Origin of the sequence: Pacificoceanicola niger (assembly GCF_048553275.1) — a bacterium.
In the GTDB taxonomy this organism is placed as follows: domain Bacteria; phylum Pseudomonadota; class Alphaproteobacteria; order Rhodobacterales; family Rhodobacteraceae; genus Pacificoceanicola.
On the sequence record NZ_JBLZMW010000002.1, the window covers coordinates 354,350 to 374,052 of the forward strand.

Here is a 19,703-nt window from a genome sequence, read left to right on the forward strand (position 1 = left end):
CCCGCCCATCGGATTTCGGGGCCGTGCGGATTGCGCGGCCCTTCCCAATGTAAACTGGAAGTAACCCATGAAAACCTTCTCTGCTACTCCGGCAGACATCGAGAAGAAATGGATCGTGATCGACGCCGAGGGCGTCGTTCTGGGCCGTCTCGCATCGATCGTTGCCATGCGCCTGCGCGGCAAGCACAAGCCGTCCTTCACCCCCCACATGGATTGCGGGGACAATGTCATCATCATCAACGCCGACAAGGTGCAGATGACTGGCAAGAAGCGTGAAGAAAACTTCTACTGGCACACCGGCCACCCGGGCGGCATCAAGTCCCGCACGAAGGCGCAGATCCTTGAGGGTGCACACCCCGAGCGCGTCGTGACGCAGGCGGTCAAGCGCATGCTGCCGGGCAACCGCCTGTCGCGTCAGATCATGACCAACCTGCGCGTCTATGCCGGCACCGACCATCCGCACGAGGCGCAGGCGCCGGAAGTGCTGGACGTCAAGTCGATGAACAAGAAAAACACGCGGGTGTAATGATGGCTGATCAGATCAATTCCCTGGAAGAGCTGGGCCAGGCCGCTGGCGTCGAAGCCGCTGCCCCCGTCACTCTCGAAGAACCCCGCGAGCCCGTCCGTGACGAGCTGGGTCGGTCCTATGCCACCGGCAAGCGTAAAGACGCCGTTGCCCGCGTGTGGATCAAGCCGGGCTCCGGCAAGGTCACCGTGAACGGCAAGGAAATGAAAGTCTACTTCGCCCGTCCGGTGTTGCAGATGATCCTGCGCCAGCCGTTCACCATTGCCGGTGTCGAAGACCAGTTCGACGTCTTTGCGACCGTCAAGGGCGGCGGCCTCTCTGGTCAGGCCGGCGCGGTCAAGCACGGTGTCTCCAAGGCGCTGCAGCTTTATGATCCCTCGCTGCGTGGCGCTCTGAAAGCCGCTGGCTTCCTGACCCGCGACAGCCGCGTGGTCGAGCGTAAGAAGTTCGGTAAGCGCAAGGCGCGCCGGAGCTTCCAGTTTTCCAAGCGTTAATTCCTTCCGGAATTCGCCGACAATTCAAAGGACCCGCCTGGTGCGGGTCCTTTTTCTTTGTCTGGGCTTTGCCGGATTTCTTTGGCAAGTAAGGCAGGAAAAGGGAGCAGGGGCATGGCCGGGCAGAGCTACAGGATCGAAGACGCGACGAAACTGGCACGTGTGGTGCATGGGGTCGCGGACCCCGGCAAGCTGACGCTGTTTTCCACGATGAAGAACGAGATCGGCTTTTTGCCGGCGTGGCTGGAGCATCATCGCGGCCTTGGGTTCGATCAGTTCCTGATCTGGGATGATGCCAGCGACGATGGCTCGTTCGAGTATTTGTCCGCGCAGCCTGACGTTATTGTCATGCGCTCAGACCTGAGCTTTGGCGACGTGATCCGATATGTCGATCCGGACGGTCAGGCACGCGATGAGCGCGTCGGGACCTATATGAAGATCGCGCTGCCGCATCTGTTTTTCGATGGCGCTTATGTCGGCTATCTTGATGCGGATGAGTTCCTGATCCTGCCGCCCGGGGTTGCCTCGATTGGTGAGGTGGTGGCGCGGTTGCGGAGGGAGGGGGCGCCCTCGGCAGTGGCCTCCGTGGTGGAGTTTTTCCCGGCGTCTGCCGATGGGCTGGACGGGGCGTTGCCGCAGAGTTTCGATGCGTTGATTGCAGCCTATCCGTTTTATCAGCCCGAGCAACTGGTTCGGCCGGTGCCGGGATCGCAACCGGAGATCATCGGCAAGGCCAAGACCGCGCGGCTGTTTGCACGCTACGGTGTAGAGCCGCGCGTCGAGCGGCGGGGGTGGCACCGGATCTGGATGCCGTCCAAGTCCAGGAAAGCGCAGTCGTTTCAGAAATCTCCGCGCCACAAGACGCCGCTTGTGCTGCGCGATGCCCGGAGCCGGTTGACCGGGTCGCATTATGGTAATCTGCCCCCGTCCGGGGATGTGGTCCTGACCGTGGCCCATTTCGTGTTCACGGCGCAGTTCGCGGACAAGATCGCGCGGGCGCGGCAATGGGGCGCCCATGCCAATGGCGCCTCGAAGTATCGCTATTATGCCGAACTTCTGGACAAGATGGCTGGCGTACCGGATGGTTTTCTGGACGAAACATCCCGTCGCTTTGACGGCCCTCAGCGGCTGATGGATGTGGGGCTCATGCGCTGGTGAGGGCTATGTCCGCGTATTGCCACAGGGTTGATACCGCGGGGCAGCGATCCGACGCGGCGCGATAAGCCGGGGCATAGTGACGGGCGATTTGCTTTGATAGCGCTTCATCCACCGCGCTGGCCCCGGCGCGGGCGTTGACCTGTTTGCCGCCCGCCTCAGGATCGGCCGGAACCTTGGCGAAATCGGACAAGGCCGTGATGCCCGCCGGGGTGAAGAGGTCTTCGAACAGGCAGACGTGTTGATCGCGGCGATCGAACGCGGCGTCCATGGCTTTGAGCGTCAGATCGTAGCGGCTACGCGCTTCGGCTTCGGGGCTGTGGTAGAAGTCTTCGAGCGGCAGGTCGGTATAGCCCTTGGCCCTGTCCATGTTCAATTGCGAGCGCAGGCGCTCCACAGGATCGCGCATTGAAAAGATGACCTTGACCGCGATACCGCGCTTTTCAAAGCCTTGCCGGATTTGGGCAAGTGTCTCGGGCGCGAGTGCCGCATAAGACGGAGTAATGTCCCCGGTGCGCGTGATCGCATCACGATCCAAAATCCCGGTGAAATAATCGAGATAGGCCTGCGGGTCCGACTGCAGTCGCCAGCGCAGATGGAGAGCGGGCTCCGGGGCCTTGAGCGCCATCTTGGTCCGGGCGCGGAGCTTTTCAGCGAATGAAGGGGCTGCGACGCGGTAGCGGGCAAACGGGCCGCCGAGATGATGCTCCCAGACCTGATATTCCCCCAATCGCCCGAAATCCGACCCTTTTTGACCGTTCAGGTAGGCTTGTATCCACGAAGAGCCGCATTTCTGCCCGCCAAGGCCGAGGAAAAACACCTTGTCCATCGTCACTTGTCCTCCGGCAACAGGCCAAGCCCGCGCAGGTAGACGCCAATGCCGGTCTCCAGCAGGTCCTCGGGCGGGAAGGGGGATTGCGTGCCGGGAGAGTTCCGCGCGAAGAGCTCGACAACGCCGTGCGACAGTGCCCAGATATGGGCAGAGAACATGGCCGGGGGCGGGCGCTTTTCCGGGGGGATGTGCTGCGAGAGTTTGGTCGCGGCTTTTTCCAAGACGCCGCGCGCCTTGGCGGAAATAGCGGCCAACTCCGGCGAGTGGTTTACCGAAATGCCGCTCTCGAACATGGCGATGTAATGGCCGGGATAGCGGCGGGCAAAGGCAAGATAGGCCCGCCCTGTGGCCTCGAATGCCGCGAGGTCCGACGGCTGCCCGCTGTCATAGGCGTATTGCATCACGTCGGCGAAAATCTCGTAGCCCTGCCGCGCGGCCTCTGCGATCAGGTCCTCGCGCCCGTCGAAGTGGCGATAGACCGCCGCCGGGGTGACGCCCGCCTGCTTGGCGGCCTCCGACAGGGTAAAGCCGGTCGGCCCCTTGGCTTCGATCAGGCTCAGCGCCGCTTCGACGAGGGCCTGTGCCAGATTGCCGTGGTGATAGCCGCGCTTTGGCATGTTCAGGCGTCCCAAAGATCCGGACCACCACAGAGCTTGGGGTCCGGTGTCCCGATCGCCTTGGGATTTTTGCGGTCGTATTCGAGATGCGTCAGCACATGGCGGATCGCTTCGAGGCGGGCGCGTTTCTTGTCATCGGAGCGGATGATGGTCCAGGGCGCGGCCTCGGTGTGGGTGCGGGCAAAGGTTTCCTTGATGGCCGCGGAATAGGCGTCCCAACGGCTAAGGCCATCGACGTCGATCCGGCTCAGCTTCCACTGCTTGAGCGGATCTTCCTCGCGTTTCATGAAGCGGCGCAATTGTTCGGCGCGGCCGACGTTGAGCCAGAATTTGAAAAGATGGATGCCTTCGTCTACCAGCATCCGTTCGAATTCTGGTGTCTGGTGAAAGAAATGCTCCCGCTGGCTGTCGGTGCAAAAGCCGAAAACTGGCTCGACAACGCCCCGGTTATACCAGGACCGGTCAAAAAAGACGATCTCGCCCCCGGCGGGCAGATGGTCGATGTAGCGCTGGAAATACCATTGAGTCGCCTCGGTGTCCGAGGGTTTCCCCAGCGCGACAACGCGTGCGCCGCGCGGGTTCAGGTTTTCCCGGAAGCGTTTGATCGTGCCGCCTTTTCCCGCCGCGTCGCGGCCTTCGAAAACACAGGCGATGCGTGCGCCGGACTCGCGCGCCCAAGCCTGCATTTTCACCAGTTCGATCTGCAGCGCATCCATATCCTTTTGATAGGCCTTGCGCTTGAGTTCTTCGGAATAGGGATAGGTGTGCGAGAGGATGTCATCCTTGTCGGCGCGCAGGATCGCGTCGCGCACCTCCTGCGGAGCATCATGATTGAAAAAGGTGCTGATGGCACCGTCGAACGGCAAGTTAGACATACCGGGCCTCATCCTTGATTTTATTAGTATTATGGAATGTTAAAGCGGTTAACGCAATCCGGGTGTTCAGGCCGGGCAGATGGCCGGACCGATCCAACAGCCCACATGTTCGAGCCAGACCAAATACCAACCCAAAGGGTGTTCGTAGACCTGCGCGACACCCCATAAGAGACCCCAGACAATCGCGCTTGGAACAACAACGCAGGCCGTCCAATAAAGCCCGATCACTATGGGCGTGAAGGTGGCCCGGACTGAGCCGTCATCGTCAATATTGCGGTGAATTTTCCGCCGAAGGGCTGGCCAGAGCCAAGCGCCAAAGCTGAAGGTAGCGACAAAAGCATGCAGCGCGGTGGGCAGGATGGTGGAGAACAGCATCAGATAAACCCAGAGGTAATCCATCGGCGCGCTACGGATGCCGTGGAACAGATCGACCAGCGAATACAGCGTCTGACCAGCAACGGCATTCAGCCCTGCAATGGCGAGGACCATGGCCGCGCCGGAAAGCAGGAAAACGCTGCAGGCGGCAAGAAGGTCAAGCAAACCAAGCCAAAGCGCAAGCCGAGGGCGCAGGACCCCTTGGCGCAGCAGAGTCCATGTGAGGACGTAAGACAGGTAGTCGAAACAGGCATTCAGGATCGGCAGCAAACCAAGGAACAAAAAAGTGATGACAACATCCGGATCGGTGTCGGCCCATGGGGTGAAAGCGGCTGTGACGTAGAGGCTTGTCAGCAGAGCCGCAGAGAAGACCGGATAGGCAAGCTTTCTATATCCGCGCTCGACCGATTGTTCGACTGCGAATGGGAATGCGCCTACGAATGGGAATGCGACTGGGAATGGGAATGCGACTGCGAATGCGAATGGGAAAACCAGCCAGAGCAAAAACTTCCGTACGGAACCTTTTGCTCTGGCTGACGCCAATTGTACCATGGAAAACCCGATTGCCAAAACAAAGAGGGCGAGCAGAGCTTGCTGCCACCAATGGTCTGGCTTTGGCAGGATGTCCCGCCCTCCAAGCTCTGCCGCCCACCCGGGCCAGATCCAGAGCAGCAGCGGGATGCCGATTGGATAGAACACCGCCAGACGCATCGCCCAGTCGAACATCCGCCAATCCCGCGGCCATCGCGCGACGCGGATAACCACTCTTTGATAAAGGCGGCCAACGCGGTGCGGTTCAAACAGGCGCTGCAGTTTTGGCCGGTAGGTGTCGTCGTGAATGGCGAGTGTCGCGGCAACAGTAAAGGCGATCAGGAGAAACAGGGGGAAGGACCACACCCACCCGAAAAAGTTTCCAAGGGTAACCGACACCGCGATACCGGCAATGAGCAGTGCGAAAACCGCCAGTTTTTCCCGTAAGTCCATGTCACCCCGATGCTTACCAGCGTCACACTTTCGGGGATGGTTGAACAGGAACCAACCCTTACCGCAATCCGGCGCGGCGAGCGGCGCGGTGAATGGATTCGATGACGGCTCCGGGGCGAACCTGGTGCGGCATGTGGCCGATACCCTCCAGCAGGGTCAGCGCGGCGGTGGCGTGCCTTTCGGCGAACGGCTGGGAGTGGATGGACGCCCCGACGGTGTCATCGGCGGTGCCGTGCAGCACTTCGATCGGCATGGCGAGCGCATCATACTGTTCAGACAGCGCGGTCATTTCGGCAAGGAGCGCGGCGCGCTGCAGAGCATTTTCGCGCAGCGAGGATCGGCGCAGCGTCAGGGAAACGCCAAAATGTTCGGCATAGCCTTCAGGCTCGTCCTGCGGGGCGAAGACCTCCTCGACATTGCGCTGCACGGTGCTGTCCGGCACCCATGCCGTGATAAGCGGAATGGCCACTGGTGCAAGGACGGGGTTCGAGAGCACCTTGTAATAGGTCGAGAGAGGCGTGGACCACGGGTAGATCGGCGCGGAGACAAGCACCAAGGCGGCGGTGTCGTCCGGACGGCTGACCCCCCAGGCCAGCGCCACTGCGCCGCCGTAGGACTGCCCCATGACAATGGGGGTGTTGATCGAAAGCTTGGCGGCGGCCCCGGCCAGCAGATCGGCCTGGCGGGTGATCGTGGCGTCGTCGATGGCATCGGTGTAGCCAAGGCCAGGCCGGTCAAAGGCGGTTACGCGGTACTCGGTTGCCAAACTGTCCAAGAGACCAAAGGTCATGTCGCGCAGGTTGCCGGATGAGCCGTGGATCAGGATCAGGTCCGGGCCTGCGCCCTTCTGGACGTAGTGCAAACGGGTGTTGCCGACGGTGACGAAATCGCCGACCGGGGGATAGTCCCGCGCGGCCTGGGCTTCGTGCCGGGCCGCGCGCCAGAGCGTCACCGCCGCAAGGACCGCCAGAAGGACGGCCACCAGAAACATGGCCTTGAGCATGGTTCAGCCCCGCCCGATGACCGCAGGGTCGAAGGGTGTCGTCTGGTATATCTCGTTGATCCAATTGCCATAAAGCAGGTGTGCATGGCTGCGCCAGCGGTTCTGCGGCGGTCGGGACGGATCGTTGTCGGGATAGTAGTTGGCGGGAACGTTGATCGGCGTGCCTTCGGCGACGTCGCGATCATACTCCTGCTTCAGCGTATCTGAGTCATATTCGAAGTGGTTGAAGATATAGAGCGCGCGGTGCGCCGGATCCTCGACCAGACAGGGGCCGGTGTCGGTGCTGTCGATCAGGATCGGCAGGCCGGCGGCTTCGATTTCGGCGCGGCGCAGTTCGGTCCAGCGTGACACTGGGATAACCATGTCGTCGGAAAATCCGCGCAGGTAGGGCGAAGCGGGCGCGTGGTTCTGATGGCGCACGCAGCCAAAGGCCTTTTGCGGCAGGATGTGCTTTTTCACCCCATGGAAATAATTGATCATCGCCATGCCGCCCCAGCAAACGCCGAACGTGGAATGCACATGGCTCTGGGTCCAGTCAAAGACCTGCTTGAGCTCGTCCCAATAGGTGACCTCGTCGAAGGGCAGGTGCTCGATGGGCGCGCCGGTGATGATCAGCCCGTCGAATTTCTCTCCGGTTTCCGCCACTTCGGTGAATGGTCGATAGAAGGTTTCCATATGTTCGGCGGCGGTGTTGCGGGTCTGATGTTCGCTCATGCGGATCAACGACAGCTCGATCTGCAGCGGCGTCGCGCCGATCAGCCGGGCAAATTGATTTTCGGTCTGGATCTTTTTCGGCATCAGGTTGAGCAAACCAATCCGCAGCGGACGGATGTCCTGACGCGCGGCCTGCTCTTCGGCCATGACCATGACACCCTCGCGCGAAAGCACGTCATAGGCGGGCAGGTCGGATGGCAGTTTTATCGGCATGGGGCTCTCCGCGATTGGCGTGTCCGGGATGTAGGCGATCCTGTCCGGCACGGCAAGCGGGGCGGCGGCGCAGGGTCGCGCCGCGTGGCACCGTCAGTGAAGACGGCGCGGGGCGGTCGCGGCTTGGCTGCCTGTCATTCGGCTAATCTGGTCCTGCAGACCAATGGCAAGCGGGCCATCGGCGACAAGGGTGACAGTCTCGCCTTCCAGCGTTTCGTAGGTGACGTCGATCCGGCGAAAGCGCATCTGCGAGGTGGAGCCGGAAAAGAGGTCCGCCTGATCTGTGGTGCCATCATGGACGGCGGTGATGCGCGGATTGACGAGGGCCATGGGGATGCGGTCGCCGGAGGCATCGGGCAGGTCGATGACGAGCAGAGGTTCGCTGCGGCCAATGGCCGAAGCCGCAAGCCCGACGCCGCCGTGTGCCTGCATCAGCTCGAACAACGTGTCGGCAAGCTCGGCAATCTGGCCATCGAATTCGGTCACGATCTCCGAGGTCTCGGAGAGGAGCGCGGGCGCGAGGGGGTTGAGAAAAACGGTCATATCGGTCCTCCGGGCCTATGGAGCTAGGAGGATTTTTGTTGATTCTCAATAGATTCGGGCGCGGTCTTCACAGAATCCTGTGGGCGAATCCGGCGCGAATCCTGTGGATAGGTCCGGGATAATTCTGCTCGGACCGGTGCGTCTCAACGGTGTGGCAAGGCCGCCGCGATGACAGCATTGAAGTCCGCCTGATCCCGAACCGTTGCGATATCGGCGGCGTCGACCACGGTGCCCCAGGTCTCGGCCATCGCTTCATAAAGCGGCTGACGATGCGCCAGCGCCTTGGCATAGGTCCAGCGGATGAAGGCATCCGGGTTCACCTCTGCCTCAAGGCAGCCCGTCTCGTCGAGATAGCTTCGCCATGCCCGATCGAGGAATTGCGGCTGATAGGCCATGGGTTTCGGTGCCTTGTCAAAGCGGCGGATCAGCTCGTCGGTGTGCGCCTCGCTGCCGCGGATCCAGACCATCAACGCAACGTTCGAGAGCGCCGACAGCAGCGGGTCCGCCGGATCGGCGGGTTCGACCCATTCGCAGATGCTGCCGCCGGTGTCACAGACAAAATGCGGATAGCCGTAAAGGTTCTGCGCCCGGTCGATGAAATAGGGCGTGTCCAGCAGCGCCTGACGTTCGGCGCGCTCGAACTGGGACTGGCGCCGGCGGTATTCGTCGATCGCCATGCCGCCCTTGGCCGGATCTCCGGGCTTGCCGAGATAGGTGGACACGGGCGTGAGATTGTCGAAGGTGATGTTGGAGCCAATATAGATCGAATCCGACATCAATAAGTCGCGTAGAAACGGCACCTTCATCGCCTCGCGCTTGGCATTGTCGGCGATATATTCGCCCATGTACCGTGTGCCGATGCGGTAATCGATGGAGTAGTGAAACCAGTCGCCGCTGTCGCGAAGCAGCGTGGAGACGTGGGTCTTGCCAAGACCTGACATGGCAAAAAGCAAGGCGCGTTTGTTCTTGGCGGTCTGCCAATCGGCTGCGGTTTGGTAGATCATGCCAGGGTCCTCGGGAGTGTCCGGGGATGAAGTACGCGCGGTGGCGCGCGGCGTCAAACCCTGTTGCGTGGCAGGAGGAGAAGATCAAGCGCGACAAGGCCGATGGTATCCAGAACGGTGCGGATCGCGAGCAACGAGCACACTCAGAGGAAACCGAGCAAAAGAAGGTTCGCTCAGACGCGCGGAGAAAGCGTTGTCTGTGACATCAGGGCCTGATTGCCGCCCGCCGGGGCCATAGGCGATCCGGTTCCAGCGCAAAGAAAAACCGCGCGAAGGGGGCCCCTCGCGCGGTTCGATCAAATAGCCCCGGCTCAGAAAGAGGCGGTGTAGGAGACGCCGACGCCCCAGGCGGAGTTGTCCTTGAACTGAACGCCGGTGCTGTCGGTTGCATCGCCGAGCTTCACGTATTCCATGCCGACGCGCAGCTTGTGCGGGCCTTCGGTGAATTGCCCGCCGAGCCCCAGCGATGTGCGTCCGTCCGTCGGTGCAAGCCGCGAGGCGACCTCATCATCCGGCGCTTCGTAGGTGATCTGGGCGAAGGCGGAGTAGTTGTCGTTGAACTGCTTGCCGACGCCGAGTTTCCAGGTGACCACATCGTTGGCAAAGCCGGTGATTTCGTCCCCGGTGACAGATTCGTAACCCGGTGTGCGCACTTCCCACGCCGACCATTCCGTCCACTTCACGCCGCCAAAGAGCAGGGTGCCGGCGGCGATGCCGGTCTGAAAGTCGAGGGCCAGCGACTGCGGCATGGTGATTTCTGTCGTGCCGTTGCCGCCGATGCCGAGCGTCGGCAGCATTTCAAACGTATCGAAAGCATGTGTCACGGCGCTTTCGTACGTCAGGGCCACGCGCAGGGCGATATCCGGAATTTCATAAGCCACACCAAGAGTATAGCCGAAATCGCCGGTCTGTGCGCCGTTGGCGCTGTAATTCAGGCCGGGATCGCCGAGCGGGTTGGCCAGCGGGCTCACGGCAGTGCCCAACGTGGTGGCGCGGGCGCCGAGCTCGGCGGCGGTCGCAAGATCCCCGGCCATCGCGGCGGCGGAGGCCTGCGCGGCGAGGTCGGTGGCATAGTTCCCGACCGCGTTGCGGATCAGCAGCTCGGGGATGGTGATATCCGCTTTGCTGAGCACATAGCGCATCCCGCCAAAGACCGATACGCGATCCGCCAGTTGATATTTGAGGATGAGCGAGGTTTGTTTGCTCTGCCAATCGGCGGTGAGGCCCGTGTAGACCCCTTGCGCGTAGGCGGCATTCGCGCCGTAGGCTTGATTGTGGTACAAACCGATCGCAAGCTTGTCGCTCAGGTCATGCTTGGCAGCGAAGCTGAAGGTGCCGTAGCTGCGCGACATATTCCCGGTGCTGCCGCCGCCAAGCGCGGCGGTGTACTCGCCTGATACCGACGGCGTTACGATGGCATGGCCAAGGTTGAACACCGATCCTGGCGTGAACAGAAAGCCGTAATCGTTCGACGAACGCTCGATGCCACCAGAGGTTGCTGTTGTCGCGATCAGGGCCAGTGCGGTGGCCCCCAGAGTGATTTTGTACATTTTTGGTCCCTCATCCCGGTCTGGGAAGTCTCGTTGATCGGCCAGAGTGATAGCCGCCTCCTGGGTTGTACGCTACGGTCCGGGACCGGGACCGGTCAATCTTTGACGGAACGTCAGCCTGACGTGCCGGGACGCTGCGTCACGTTTTTGTAACAGGCCGCGGCCGGGTCTCGTAGAGGATGTTCAGGTAGTTTGCCCCGAAAATCACTGCGGCGCCAAGGAACACCCAAGGGTCGAGCAACTCCTGGTAAAGCAGCATGCCGACAAAGGCGATAACCGGCAGCCGGGCGAAATCTATCGGCATCACAACGGTCGCAGGGGCTAGGGAGAGCGCCGTCGTCAGGCAGAAGTGCGCCACCAACCCGGCACAGGCGATGAGTACGATCCATGGTATGCTTGCGGCGGCCGGCACGGTGATGTCGCCATCGAATCCCGCAAAAATGAGACCGAAGACCGCCTGCATGGTCGTCAACCAGAAGAGGATTTGCGTGATCGGTTCCGTACGGGTCAGGCGGCGCGTAAAGACCGCCGATCCAGCAAAACCGATGGCCGCAAGGGCGGCAGTCACAAGCCCGAAGTCGAAGGTTTCGGGGCTGGGCCGGGCCACGACCAGAATGCCAATAAACCCGCCGAGCGCCGCGAGCACCCGGTTCCACGTCAGCCGCTCTGCCAGAACGATGGGGCTGAGCAGCATGACCCAGAGCGGCAGCGTGAATTCCAGCGCAAAAACCTGTGCCAGCGGGATCACGGTAATCGAATAGAACCAGAGGTTTTGCCCGGCAAAGTGCGAAATGTTGCGCAGGCCGTGAAGCGGCATTTGCCGAACACCGATTTGATGGCGCGTCCCGGCGACGGTTGAAACCAGAAGAACAAGGCCGATGCCGATGACGGAGCGGTAGAGCATGATCTCGAAGGTATCGAGATCGAGGCTGACTGCGCGTCCGGCAATGGCCATGCAGGTGAAGGAGATGATCGTGCCGATCATCCAAAGACAGGCGCGAAGCGTCTGATGCATGATCTTGCTGTCTCCTCCGGGCGAAACGCTTCATGCGCCGCGTGTTTGATACAGGACGTGCCAGAGCCGCACCCGATTGGCAAGAGCGGGCGCGGGGTCGGCCGACAATAGGAGAGGTGGCGCGCAGGTGCCGGTCTTTAGCCCGTCTTGCGGACGGGCTCGTCGAAGAGCGCGATTTCGTCCACACGGGTTTCTTCGTCCCAATCGACATCGGCGGAGACGGCGGCAGGCACGGCGAGCGGCGCAGGGAAACGAATGGAGCGCCACAGGTCCAGACCGGCGAGGAGCAGGGCGATCCGGCTGGGCGCGGCAACGTAGAGCGGCCGCCAACGTGGCCCGAAGCTGGTCTTGAACCGAACCAGTCCTTCGGAGCCCTTGGCCAGAGGGGCCAGACGTGCATGCGGCACGGCGGCAAGGCTGACTTCGCGCCGACTGGTCAGCCGCGCGTGTTCGATCATCGCGGCCACAAGCGCATGCATCGTGCCGGACGGCAGGTCCGGCAGGTGGCGCATGAGATCGAGACTGATGGCATCGGACGTCTCGACAGCGGTTATGAAGGCCAGCATCCGCCCGTCAGAAAAGGCGGCAAAGATCGGCTTGCCCTGCAGGAACTGGCGGCAGTAACGGCCCATCGTCAGTCCCCTCTCGCCGCCATGCGCGGCGGCCCAGGCGGCGTTGATCCTGGCCATGCTGTGCCAGTCGGGATTGCTCAGATGCCGGACTTCGACCCCGGCGTTTTGTGCCTTTCGGATCGAGCGGCGGAGCTGCCGGTGGCGCGCGCCTTCGAGTGTGTAGCCGCGCGGATCGATGACCGCCTCGAAAGCGATGGGTGCAACGTGCCACTTGGCCCGGCGCAGCGCGGCGGCGTCGCGTCCCGCGATCTTGTAAAGACAGGCAAAGCGGTTCTGTTTGCGCGCGAGACTGCGCAATTCAGGCAGCAACGGCGCGAGAGACCCGTGGGTCGCCCCAAGAAACAGGGTCAGCGTATGCGGCGTGCGCAGCAGGCACGCGGCGGCGTCGCACGTGTGCAAGCCGAGGGCATCTGCCTGCGTCGCAATGACATGTTCGGCGCGCAGACCGCTGAGCGGCGCGGGTGCGTTTGCGCGCCGGGTGCTTCGGTCCGGCTGCGCCACGATGGCATAGGCCGCGCCGGCAAGGCAGGGCACCGCGTAGTAACACAGTCGATAGGCCAGCAGCGAAGCGGCGAGAAGCTCCGCATCCACATGTGTAATCAATGTTGCCAGGGCAAGCTCGAAGGGGCCCAGTCCGCCGGGCGTTCCGCCGATCAGCCCTGCACCAAGCGCCAGCATGTAGGCGCTGATCAATGGCAGGATCGGCAGGCCGAGCTCCGCTGGCAAGAGCACATAGAGCGCCAGCGCGGCGCAGACCATGTCGCATAGGCTGAGCGCAAGCAGATGGGCGGCGGCAGGCAGGCTTGGCATGCGGATCGCATGGTCGATCAACCGTATCTTCGGGACGCGGAGCAGCAGGACTCCGGCCGAAACGACAAGCAACGGCAGCATGAGGAAAGCGAGCGCGCCATGGCCGGTGATCTGTGGCAGGGCAAAGCCGACCGCCAGAATTGCCCAGGCTGCAAGGAACGTCAGGGTCACGAAGGCGGTCAGCTGCAAAATCCGCGTGTGCCCGAGATTCGGCATCAGACGCCAGCGCACAGCGGCGCCCACGGCGGGCCCAAAGCCGATGACCTGTCCAAGCGCAATCGCGGAAGCCCCCGCCCGCCGGGCGACGGACTCGCGTGTTCCGGTGCTGAAGTGGCGATGCGCGATAAGATCGTATTGGGCAAGCGACCAGAAACTGCCAATGGTAAAAAGCAGGGCCAGCGCCCAACGCGCAGGCGGGATTTCGTGGAGGGCCAAGCGCACAGCACGCCAGTCAAGCGCGCCGCTTTCTTGCCAAAGAAGCCAAAGGCACAAGGCCCCAAGAGACAGGGGCACGGCACGCTTGAGCAGCGCCGCCTTTTGGGCAGTTATCAAATTCAACACCACATCTTCCCACCGAAACGGATCTTAAACGTTACCCGCATTGTACTGATCACCGGTTAACGAATGCATTTGCAGATCAGGTTCCGGCAACCGCAGTTAACGCCGCACAAACAGGCGGGTCTCAGGGGGGGAGTTGGCGAAAAGATATGCGTGAAAGGCATGTTGTATGCCCCAGGGACATGCCGTTTAGTGAGTGGCGGGGAGAGACGCGGGAGGACGGATCGTGCCAGACACACCCAAACCAGGCGTGCCGGATCTCGGGGCTGTGGATGGTCCGCTTCTGATCGAGGCGTTGCGCCGCGCCGCCCGGGATCTGCGCAGGGCGCCGGGGTTCGCCGTGATCTTTGCCGGGGTATACGTGCTTGGTGGCTGGTTTATGGCCTGGATCACTTATGTCACGGGACAGAGCTATTGGCTGGTCTTTGCTGCGGTCGGATTTCCGATGATCGGTCCCTTCGCTGCCGTGGGATTCTACGACATTTCACGCCGGATCGAACAGGGACGTCCGCTGGACTGGATGCAAATCTTCAGCGTCGTTCTGCGCCAGTCAAAACGTCAACTCCCGTCGATCAGCGCGATCATCATCGTGATGTTTCTGTTCTGGTTCTTCCTGGCCCATATGATTTTTGCGCTTTTCCTCGGGTTGTCGACAATGACGAATGTTTCCAGTTCCTTAGATGTCTACCTGAGCGCAAACGGTTTGGCCATGCTGGCTGTGGGGACACTCGTCGGGGCAGGGTTTTCAACCCTGCTTTATATGATTACGGTGCTGTCTTTGCCGATGCTGCTTGACCGAGAAATCGACTTTGTCACGGCGATGATCACTTCATTCCAATATGTTGCCCGCCATCCGGTGACGATGCTGGCCTGGGCTATCTTCATCGCCGCGCTCACGCTTGTCTCGATGTTGCCAGGGTTCCTCGGGCTGTTCATCTCGCTGCCGCTTCTGGGGCATGCCACGTGGCACCTGTATGACATGCTGGCTTATGGTCCGCAGCGCGGCAGGCCTTCGGCCTGAACGCGAAAGCCGCCGTGTCTTCGGTCCGGCGCTACATTCGGGGGGAAAGCCGAGCGCAGAAGGGGACAGTGTCCCCTTCGCGGTTTTTTTCCACAGAAGCGATCCGGTCGAACCGGCCCGCGACCCGAACGCAATGATCCTGTCGCGTATCAGATCATCGCGGAGAGGACTTATGCCCCGCGGGCCAGTGCGGCGACCCCCGTCCGGGCGACCTCGGTCAGGCCAAGCGGGCGCATCAGATCGGCAAAGGCGTCGATCTTGTCGGACGGACCCGTGATCTGAAAAACGAAGCTTTCCAGCGTTGAATCAACCACTTGCGCGCGGAAGATATCCGCCAGACGCAGCGCCTCGACGCGTTTGTCATTCTGGCCGGACACTTTGATCAGCGCCAGTTCACGCTCGACGCTGGCACCTTCGACCGTCAGGTCATGCACATCATGCACGGGGACGATGCGTCCGAGCTGTGCCTTGATCTGTTCGATCACCTGCGGGGTGCCGGTGGTGACGATCGTGATTCGGCTCAGGTGGCCCTGATGGTCGACCTCGGCCACGGTGAGGCTTTCGATGTTGTAGCCCCGGCCGGAAAACAGGCCAATGACACGCGCCAGGACGCCGGGTTCGTTCTCGACCAGTACGGCAATCGTATGGGTTTCCTGAACGTCCGAGAAGCTCGGGCGCAGATTGTAGGCAGAGTGCTTGTTTGACCCTTTTTTGATGTTGAGCGCCGACATCGGTCTTCCTTTCACGGTCTTTGCCAAGGATTTGGCAGGTGTTGGTGTCTGTTCAGAGGGCATAGCCCCAACGGTCGATCCAGGGCTGCAGGATCGGCATCGCAGGGGCGAGCATGTCTTCATAGCGGCGCCAGCGTCCGTCGGCGCTGTCGTAAAGATCCTGCGTGACCTGCTTGTAACTCGGTGTGCGAATGACGGGCCGGGCTGCGGCGGACTTGCGATAATCGGCCATTCCATCGTGCCAGTCCAGACCGATGTGGTTCAGAACCGGCTCAACCGCGCCCTGCAGATCGCCGATCAGGTCTTCGTAGCGGATCTCAACCACATCGAGCCCGAGGCGTGCGCGGTAAGTTTCCCACAGGCTGAAAAGGGTGTCGTAGGTGCGGGCGGCCTGTTCGATATCGAGGAACGTGTTCATCGCCTCGTTCGGCTTGAAATTCTGCATGAAGCAACTCAGCACACAGTCCGCCGGATGACGCAGCGAGAGGATGAAGCGGGCCTTCGGAAAGTGCCGCGCGATGGATCCGGCCTCGGCAAGGTTCAGCGGCAGCTTGTCTACCGGCAGACGGCCATTCAGCGCCGCGCCCAGGGTCTGTTCGAAACTGGCCAGATAGGCAGCACGGCGCTCTGCGATCGCCTCGGCGGGCAAGGCGGCCAGCGCGGCATTCTCGCCAAGGGAGGGAATCCCGCGGTTCAGCTGGGCGACCATGGGCATTTCCTCGACCACGGCAACCCCGTCGTGGCCGCGCAGGATGGTATCGAGAAGCGTTGTCCCGGAGCGGGGAAAACCCACCATGAAAACGGGTTGCGGGCCGTCCGTATCCGTCACGGACCAGCCTTCGCCGATCCGGGCTGCGCCGTCGAGGCGGCCGGTGATCATTCGAGTAAAGATGTTTTCGTGGTTCGGTGGCACGTGCAGATCGCGCTGGATTGCGTTCATCCGGGCAAAGGCGTCGAAGGCTTCGGCGGGCCGGTCCAGCGCATCGAGCGCGCGGCCTCTAAGTTCAGAATGCACCGATCGGCTGTGTGGCGGCAGAGCGCCCGGATCGATCCGGTTCAGAACGTCCAGCGCGGCCTCGTCATCCTTCTGACGGTTCAGCATCGCAGCCTTGTGCAGCAGGAGCAGCGGCTGTCCCGGGCAATGGTGCAGCGCGGCATTCAGCGTCCGGGCCAGATCGTCCAGCTTGTTGAGGCGTTCCAGCGCACGGCACAGCGCGTCCCACGTCAGGAATTTCTTCGGAGCGAGTTCGGTTGCGCGGCGCAGATGGGTTTCCGCATCGGCCACGTCGTCGAGATCGTAAAGTGCAAGGCCCATGGCGAGGTGGCTTTCGGCCATGGCCGGGGCCACGTCCAGCGCGCCCCTGGCCGCCTCCGCCGCAGCCTGCGCCTGACCCGCCTGCTGCAGCATGCTGGAGAGATTGATATAAGTGTCCGGCAGCGCCGGATCGACCCGCAGCGCATGCTCATAGACCCGCAGGGCCTTGTTGTTCTGACCGGTCATGCGCAGCGCGGTTCCCAGCGCATTGGCCGCGTCCGCCGCCAGCGGCTGACGCTCCAGCAGGGCGGGCGCCTGTGCGATGATCGTCTGCCAGTCGTTGGCCATCATGGCCGCGCGGATGGCATCGGCTGCGGTGCGGTCCACCCCGAAGAGGCGCAGCGCAGGCCGGGCATGCGCGCCCATCCCCGCAAGCGCGCGGCGCGCGTCCACGTTGCGGCTGTCCTTGGCCAGAACCCTGCGCAGCAGCGCGGCTGCGTCGGACTGATTGCCGGCCTCGGCCATCTGCAGGGCCTGGATCACCGGATCCATCGAAGTCGCGGCAGAGGACATGGGGCTACGGGACATGAAAAAGGCCTCGGGGACGGAAGCGGAAGGGAGGGGGATGCGCGGAGACCCCGCACATCCCTGAGATGTTCATCAGACCAGAACCGCGCCCTTGCCGGCGATGGCGTTGGTCGCCTTGGCGTCGCCAAGCAGCATCTTGTTGTGCGGCTCGCCCGACGGGATCATCGGGAAGCAGTTCTCGTGCTTTTCAACGAGGCAGTCAAAGATCACCGGCCCGTCGTAATTGATCATTTCCATGATCGCATCGTCGAGATCGGCGGGGTCCTTGCAGATGATCCCCTTGGCACCAAAGGCTTCGGCGAGCTTGACGAAGTCCGGCAAAGCCTCCGACCAGGAATGCGAATACCGCTCGCCGTGCAGAAGCTGCTGCCACTGACGCACCATGCCGAGGCGTTCGTTGTTCAGGATGAACTGTTTGACCGGCAGGCGGTACTGGATCGCCGTGCCCATCTCCTGCATGTTCATCAGCCACGATGCCTCGCCCGCCACGTTGATCACCAGCGCGTCGGGGTGGGCCATTTGCACTCCGATGGAGGCCGGGAAGCCGTAGCCCATGGTGCCAAGTCCCCCGGAGGTCATCCAGCGGTTCGGGTCTTCGAAACCAAGGTACTGCGCCGCCCACATCTGGTGCTGGCCCACTTCGGTACAGACGTAGCGGTCCATGCCCTTGGTCAGCGCCTCAAGCCGCTCAAGCGCGTATTGCGGCTTGATGGTGGTCTCGGACGGCTTGTACTTGAGGCATTCGACCGCGCGCCACGTTTCGATCTTGGACCACCACTTGGCGATCGCTTCGCGGTTGACCTTGCGGCCACGCGATTTCCACAGGTTCAGCACATCTTCGAGCACATGGGCCACGTCGCCGACGATCGGAATGTCCGTCTTGATCACCTTGTTGATCGAGGACGGGTCGATGTCGATATGCGCCTTCTTGGAATTGGGGCTGAAGGCGTCAAGGCGGCCAGTGATGCGGTCGTCGAAGCGGGCGCCGACGTTGATCATCAGATCGCAGCCGTGCATCGCAAGGTTGGCCTCATAGAGCCCGTGCATCCCGAGCATCCCGAGCCACGCCTTGCCCGACGCCGGATAAGCGCCAAGGCCCATCAGCGTGGAGGTGATCGGAAAGCCCGTCGCTTCGACCAGCTCGCGCAGCAGCTGGCTCGCCGCCGGGCCGGAGTTGATCACGCCGCCGCCGGTGTAGAACACAGGTTTTTCCGCAGTTTCAATAGCTTCGACCAGCTCGGTGATCATCTCCATGTCGCCTTTGACCTGCGGCTGGTAATGGCGGGTCGAGACGGCGGGTTTCGGCTGGTAGGTGCCGGACGCGAACTGAACGTCCTTCGGGATGTCAACCAGAACCGGACCGGGACGGCCCGAGACCGCCACATGGAACGCCTCATGAAGCGTGGACGAGAGACGCTCGGTGTCTTTCACCAGCCAGTTGTGCTTGGTGCAGGGGCGGGTGATGCCGACGGTATCGGCCTCCTGAAAGGCGTCGGAGCCGATCATGAAGGTCGGAACCTGACCCGTGAGCACCACGATCGGGATCGAGTCCATCAACGCATCGGTCAGGCCGGTCACGGCATTCGTGGCGCCCGGGCCCGATGTCACCAGAACGACGCCGGGTTTGCCGGTCGCGCGGGCATAGCCCTCGGCGGCATGGACGGCACCCTGTTCGTGGCGCACCAGCACGTGCTGAATGTCATTTTGCTGAAAGACCTCATCGTAAATCGGTAGCACGGCGCCACCGGGATATCCGAATACCGTGTCCACACCCTGCTCTCTGAGGGCCTGAACCACCATTTTCGCTCCGGTCATCTGACGTGTCATCGTGCTTCTCCAAATTAGACACTGGTCGGTCTTGCGCACAAAAAAGCCCCCGATTTTCGGTCGGGGGCGCATGGGTGAACCTTATGGTTCCGATTACTCGGCCATGCGCCTGTTTCCTACGACTGCCACTAGAATGGACATCTTCAAGGCTCCGCTTGCTTGCGTCGTGGACATTATGATCCGCGGTCCGGGGCGTCAACCGCAAATGGGCAGAAAAAGTTGCCGTAGGCGGTCATTTTCTTTCCGAAAGTTGCGTTTTTTGGGGGTCATTCGATATTTTAGGACATTCTGTCGCGTGGTTTGGTCGAATTCGGGTCATCGGAGGGGACGAATTGCCGGTGTCATAATCGGGTCTCAGGCGATAATCTGTATGGCAGCGTG

At 61.9% G+C, this 19,703-nt stretch carries 18 protein-coding genes; 4 read left to right on the top strand and 14 right to left on the bottom strand.

The genetic code is table 11. From position 1 onward, the window contains the following. The first annotated feature begins 67 nt into the window (after positions 1-67). From rplM to ACN2XU_RS04340, 3 genes are all read left to right on the top strand, one after another. Positions 68-526, top strand: a complete 459-nt coding sequence (gene rplM / locus ACN2XU_RS04330; RefSeq protein ID WP_419409171.1) for a 50S ribosomal protein L13 — start codon at positions 68-70, stop codon at positions 524-526. Between the two features lie 2 nt (positions 527-528). Beyond that, positions 529-1,020, top strand: coding sequence for a 30S ribosomal protein S9 (rpsI, locus tag ACN2XU_RS04335; protein WP_419409172.1), 492 nt, complete (start codon positions 529-531; stop codon positions 1,018-1,020). A 114-nt stretch (positions 1,021-1,134) separates the two neighbouring features. Beyond that, complete coding sequence (locus ACN2XU_RS04340) at positions 1,135-2,178, top strand: glycosyltransferase family 2 protein (protein ID WP_419409173.1); 1,044 nt, start codon at positions 1,135-1,137, stop codon at positions 2,176-2,178. Here ACN2XU_RS04340 and ACN2XU_RS04345 read toward each other — a convergent pair. The 11 genes from ACN2XU_RS04345 to ACN2XU_RS04395 form a co-directional block, all read right to left on the bottom strand. Further along, positions 2,165-3,004 (bottom strand): hypothetical protein, encoded by an 840-nt coding sequence (locus ACN2XU_RS04345; protein ID WP_419409174.1) that lies wholly within the window; start codon positions 3,002-3,004, stop codon positions 2,165-2,167. The two genes, ACN2XU_RS04340 and ACN2XU_RS04345, sit on opposite strands and share 14 nt — an antisense overlap. Before the next feature lie 2 nt (positions 3,005-3,006). Further along, a complete protein-coding gene (locus ACN2XU_RS04350) occupies positions 3,007-3,624 on the bottom strand; it encodes a TetR/AcrR family transcriptional regulator (protein ID WP_419409175.1) in 618 nt (205 codons plus the stop codon). A gap of 2 nt (positions 3,625-3,626) precedes the next feature. Then, positions 3,627-4,499, bottom strand: a complete 873-nt coding sequence (ppk2, locus tag ACN2XU_RS04355) for a polyphosphate kinase 2 (RefSeq protein WP_419409176.1) — start codon at positions 4,497-4,499, stop codon at positions 3,627-3,629. A 66-nt stretch (positions 4,500-4,565) separates the two neighbouring features. Continuing rightward, a complete protein-coding gene (locus tag ACN2XU_RS04360) occupies positions 4,566-5,858 on the bottom strand; it encodes a hypothetical protein (protein ID WP_419409177.1) in 1,293 nt (430 codons plus the stop codon). Positions 5,859-5,916: 58 nt separating this feature from the next. Next, positions 5,917-6,861 (bottom strand): alpha/beta fold hydrolase, encoded by a 945-nt coding sequence (locus tag ACN2XU_RS04365; RefSeq protein ID WP_419409178.1) that lies wholly within the window; start codon positions 6,859-6,861, stop codon positions 5,917-5,919. A gap of 3 nt (positions 6,862-6,864) precedes the next feature. Further along, on the bottom strand, positions 6,865-7,788 hold the full coding sequence (locus ACN2XU_RS04370; protein WP_419409179.1) for a homoserine O-succinyltransferase: 924 nt from the start codon (positions 7,786-7,788) through the stop codon (positions 6,865-6,867). Between the two features lie 93 nt (positions 7,789-7,881). Continuing rightward, complete coding sequence (locus ACN2XU_RS04375; RefSeq protein ID WP_419409180.1) at positions 7,882-8,331, bottom strand: peptide deformylase; 450 nt, start codon at positions 8,329-8,331, stop codon at positions 7,882-7,884. A gap of 143 nt (positions 8,332-8,474) precedes the next feature. Further along, complete coding sequence (locus tag ACN2XU_RS04380; RefSeq protein WP_419409181.1) at positions 8,475-9,335, bottom strand: ATPase; 861 nt, start codon at positions 9,333-9,335, stop codon at positions 8,475-8,477. A 311-nt stretch (positions 9,336-9,646) separates the two neighbouring features. Then, the gene (locus ACN2XU_RS04385) at positions 9,647-10,885 is read right to left on the bottom strand and encodes an outer membrane protein transport protein (protein WP_419409182.1); all 1,239 of its coding nucleotides are present in this window, start codon (positions 10,883-10,885) and stop codon (positions 9,647-9,649) included. A 139-nt stretch (positions 10,886-11,024) separates the two neighbouring features. Continuing rightward, a complete protein-coding gene (locus ACN2XU_RS04390; protein ID WP_419409183.1) occupies positions 11,025-11,900 on the bottom strand; it encodes a DMT family transporter in 876 nt (291 codons plus the stop codon). 137 nt (positions 11,901-12,037) lie between these two features. Further along, on the bottom strand, positions 12,038-13,900 hold the full coding sequence (locus tag ACN2XU_RS04395) for a phosphatidylglycerol lysyltransferase domain-containing protein (RefSeq protein WP_419409184.1): 1,863 nt from the start codon (positions 13,898-13,900) through the stop codon (positions 12,038-12,040). A 226-nt stretch (positions 13,901-14,126) separates the two neighbouring features. On the opposite strand from ACN2XU_RS04395, the gene ACN2XU_RS04400 reads away from it, so the two are divergent. After that, positions 14,127-14,921, top strand: a complete 795-nt coding sequence (locus tag ACN2XU_RS04400; RefSeq protein WP_419409185.1) for a DUF2189 domain-containing protein — start codon at positions 14,127-14,129, stop codon at positions 14,919-14,921. A gap of 170 nt (positions 14,922-15,091) precedes the next feature. Here the strand turns inward: ACN2XU_RS04400 and ilvN are convergent, their stop codons facing one another. The 3 genes from ilvN to ACN2XU_RS04415 all read right to left on the bottom strand — a co-directional run bounded on the left by ilvN (position 15,092) and on the right by ACN2XU_RS04415 (position 19,322). Then, positions 15,092-15,652 carry an acetolactate synthase small subunit gene (ilvN, locus tag ACN2XU_RS04405; protein WP_419409186.1) on the bottom strand — a complete coding sequence of 187 codons (561 nt, stop codon included), beginning with the start codon at positions 15,650-15,652 and terminating at the stop codon, positions 15,092-15,094. 52 nt (positions 15,653-15,704) lie between these two features. Then, positions 15,705-17,495, bottom strand: a complete 1,791-nt coding sequence (locus ACN2XU_RS04410; protein WP_419409187.1) for a tetratricopeptide repeat-containing sulfotransferase family protein — start codon at positions 17,493-17,495, stop codon at positions 15,705-15,707. A 72-nt stretch (positions 17,496-17,567) separates the two neighbouring features. After that, the gene (locus ACN2XU_RS04415) at positions 17,568-19,322 is read right to left on the bottom strand and encodes an acetolactate synthase 3 large subunit (RefSeq protein ID WP_419409188.1); all 1,755 of its coding nucleotides are present in this window, start codon (positions 19,320-19,322) and stop codon (positions 17,568-17,570) included. Between the last annotated feature and the right edge of the window lie 381 nt (positions 19,323-19,703).

Excerpts from the sequence above, each read along its gene's own strand:
- ACN2XU_RS04370 (WP_419409179.1), bottom strand. The coding sequence starts at position 7,788 with ATGCCGATAAAACTGCCATCCGACCTGCCCGCCTATGACGTGCTTTCG.
- ACN2XU_RS04365 (WP_419409178.1), bottom strand. The coding sequence starts at position 6,861 with ATGCTCAAGGCCATGTTTCTGGTGGCCGTCCTTCTGGCGGTCCTTGCG.
- rplM (WP_419409171.1), top strand. The coding sequence starts at position 68 with ATGAAAACCTTCTCTGCTACTCCGGCAGACATCGAGAAGAAATGGATC.
- ilvN (WP_419409186.1), bottom strand. The coding sequence starts at position 15,652 with ATGTCGGCGCTCAACATCAAAAAAGGGTCAAACAAGCACTCTGCCTAC.
- ACN2XU_RS04345 (WP_419409174.1), bottom strand. The coding sequence starts at position 3,004 with ATGGACAAGGTGTTTTTCCTCGGCCTTGGCGGGCAGAAATGCGGCTCT.
- ACN2XU_RS04385 (WP_419409182.1), bottom strand. The coding sequence starts at position 10,885 with ATGTACAAAATCACTCTGGGGGCCACCGCACTGGCCCTGATCGCGACA.
- ACN2XU_RS04390 (WP_419409183.1), bottom strand. The coding sequence starts at position 11,900 with ATGCATCAGACGCTTCGCGCCTGTCTTTGGATGATCGGCACGATCATC.
- ACN2XU_RS04340 (WP_419409173.1), top strand. The coding sequence starts at position 1,135 with ATGGCCGGGCAGAGCTACAGGATCGAAGACGCGACGAAACTGGCACGT.
- ppk2 (WP_419409176.1), bottom strand. The coding sequence starts at position 4,499 with ATGTCTAACTTGCCGTTCGACGGTGCCATCAGCACCTTTTTCAATCAT.
- ACN2XU_RS04375 (WP_419409180.1), bottom strand. The coding sequence starts at position 8,331 with ATGACCGTTTTTCTCAACCCCCTCGCGCCCGCGCTCCTCTCCGAGACC.
- ACN2XU_RS04350 (WP_419409175.1), bottom strand. The coding sequence starts at position 3,624 with ATGCCAAAGCGCGGCTATCACCACGGCAATCTGGCACAGGCCCTCGTC.
- ACN2XU_RS04380 (WP_419409181.1), bottom strand. The coding sequence starts at position 9,335 with ATGATCTACCAAACCGCAGCCGATTGGCAGACCGCCAAGAACAAACGC.
- ACN2XU_RS04410 (WP_419409187.1), bottom strand. The coding sequence starts at position 17,495 with ATGTCCCGTAGCCCCATGTCCTCTGCCGCGACTTCGATGGATCCGGTG.
- rpsI (WP_419409172.1), top strand. The coding sequence starts at position 529 with ATGGCTGATCAGATCAATTCCCTGGAAGAGCTGGGCCAGGCCGCTGGC.
- ACN2XU_RS04360 (WP_419409177.1), bottom strand. The coding sequence starts at position 5,858 with ATGGACTTACGGGAAAAACTGGCGGTTTTCGCACTGCTCATTGCCGGT.
- ACN2XU_RS04415 (WP_419409188.1), bottom strand. The coding sequence starts at position 19,322 with ATGACACGTCAGATGACCGGAGCGAAAATGGTGGTTCAGGCCCTCAGA.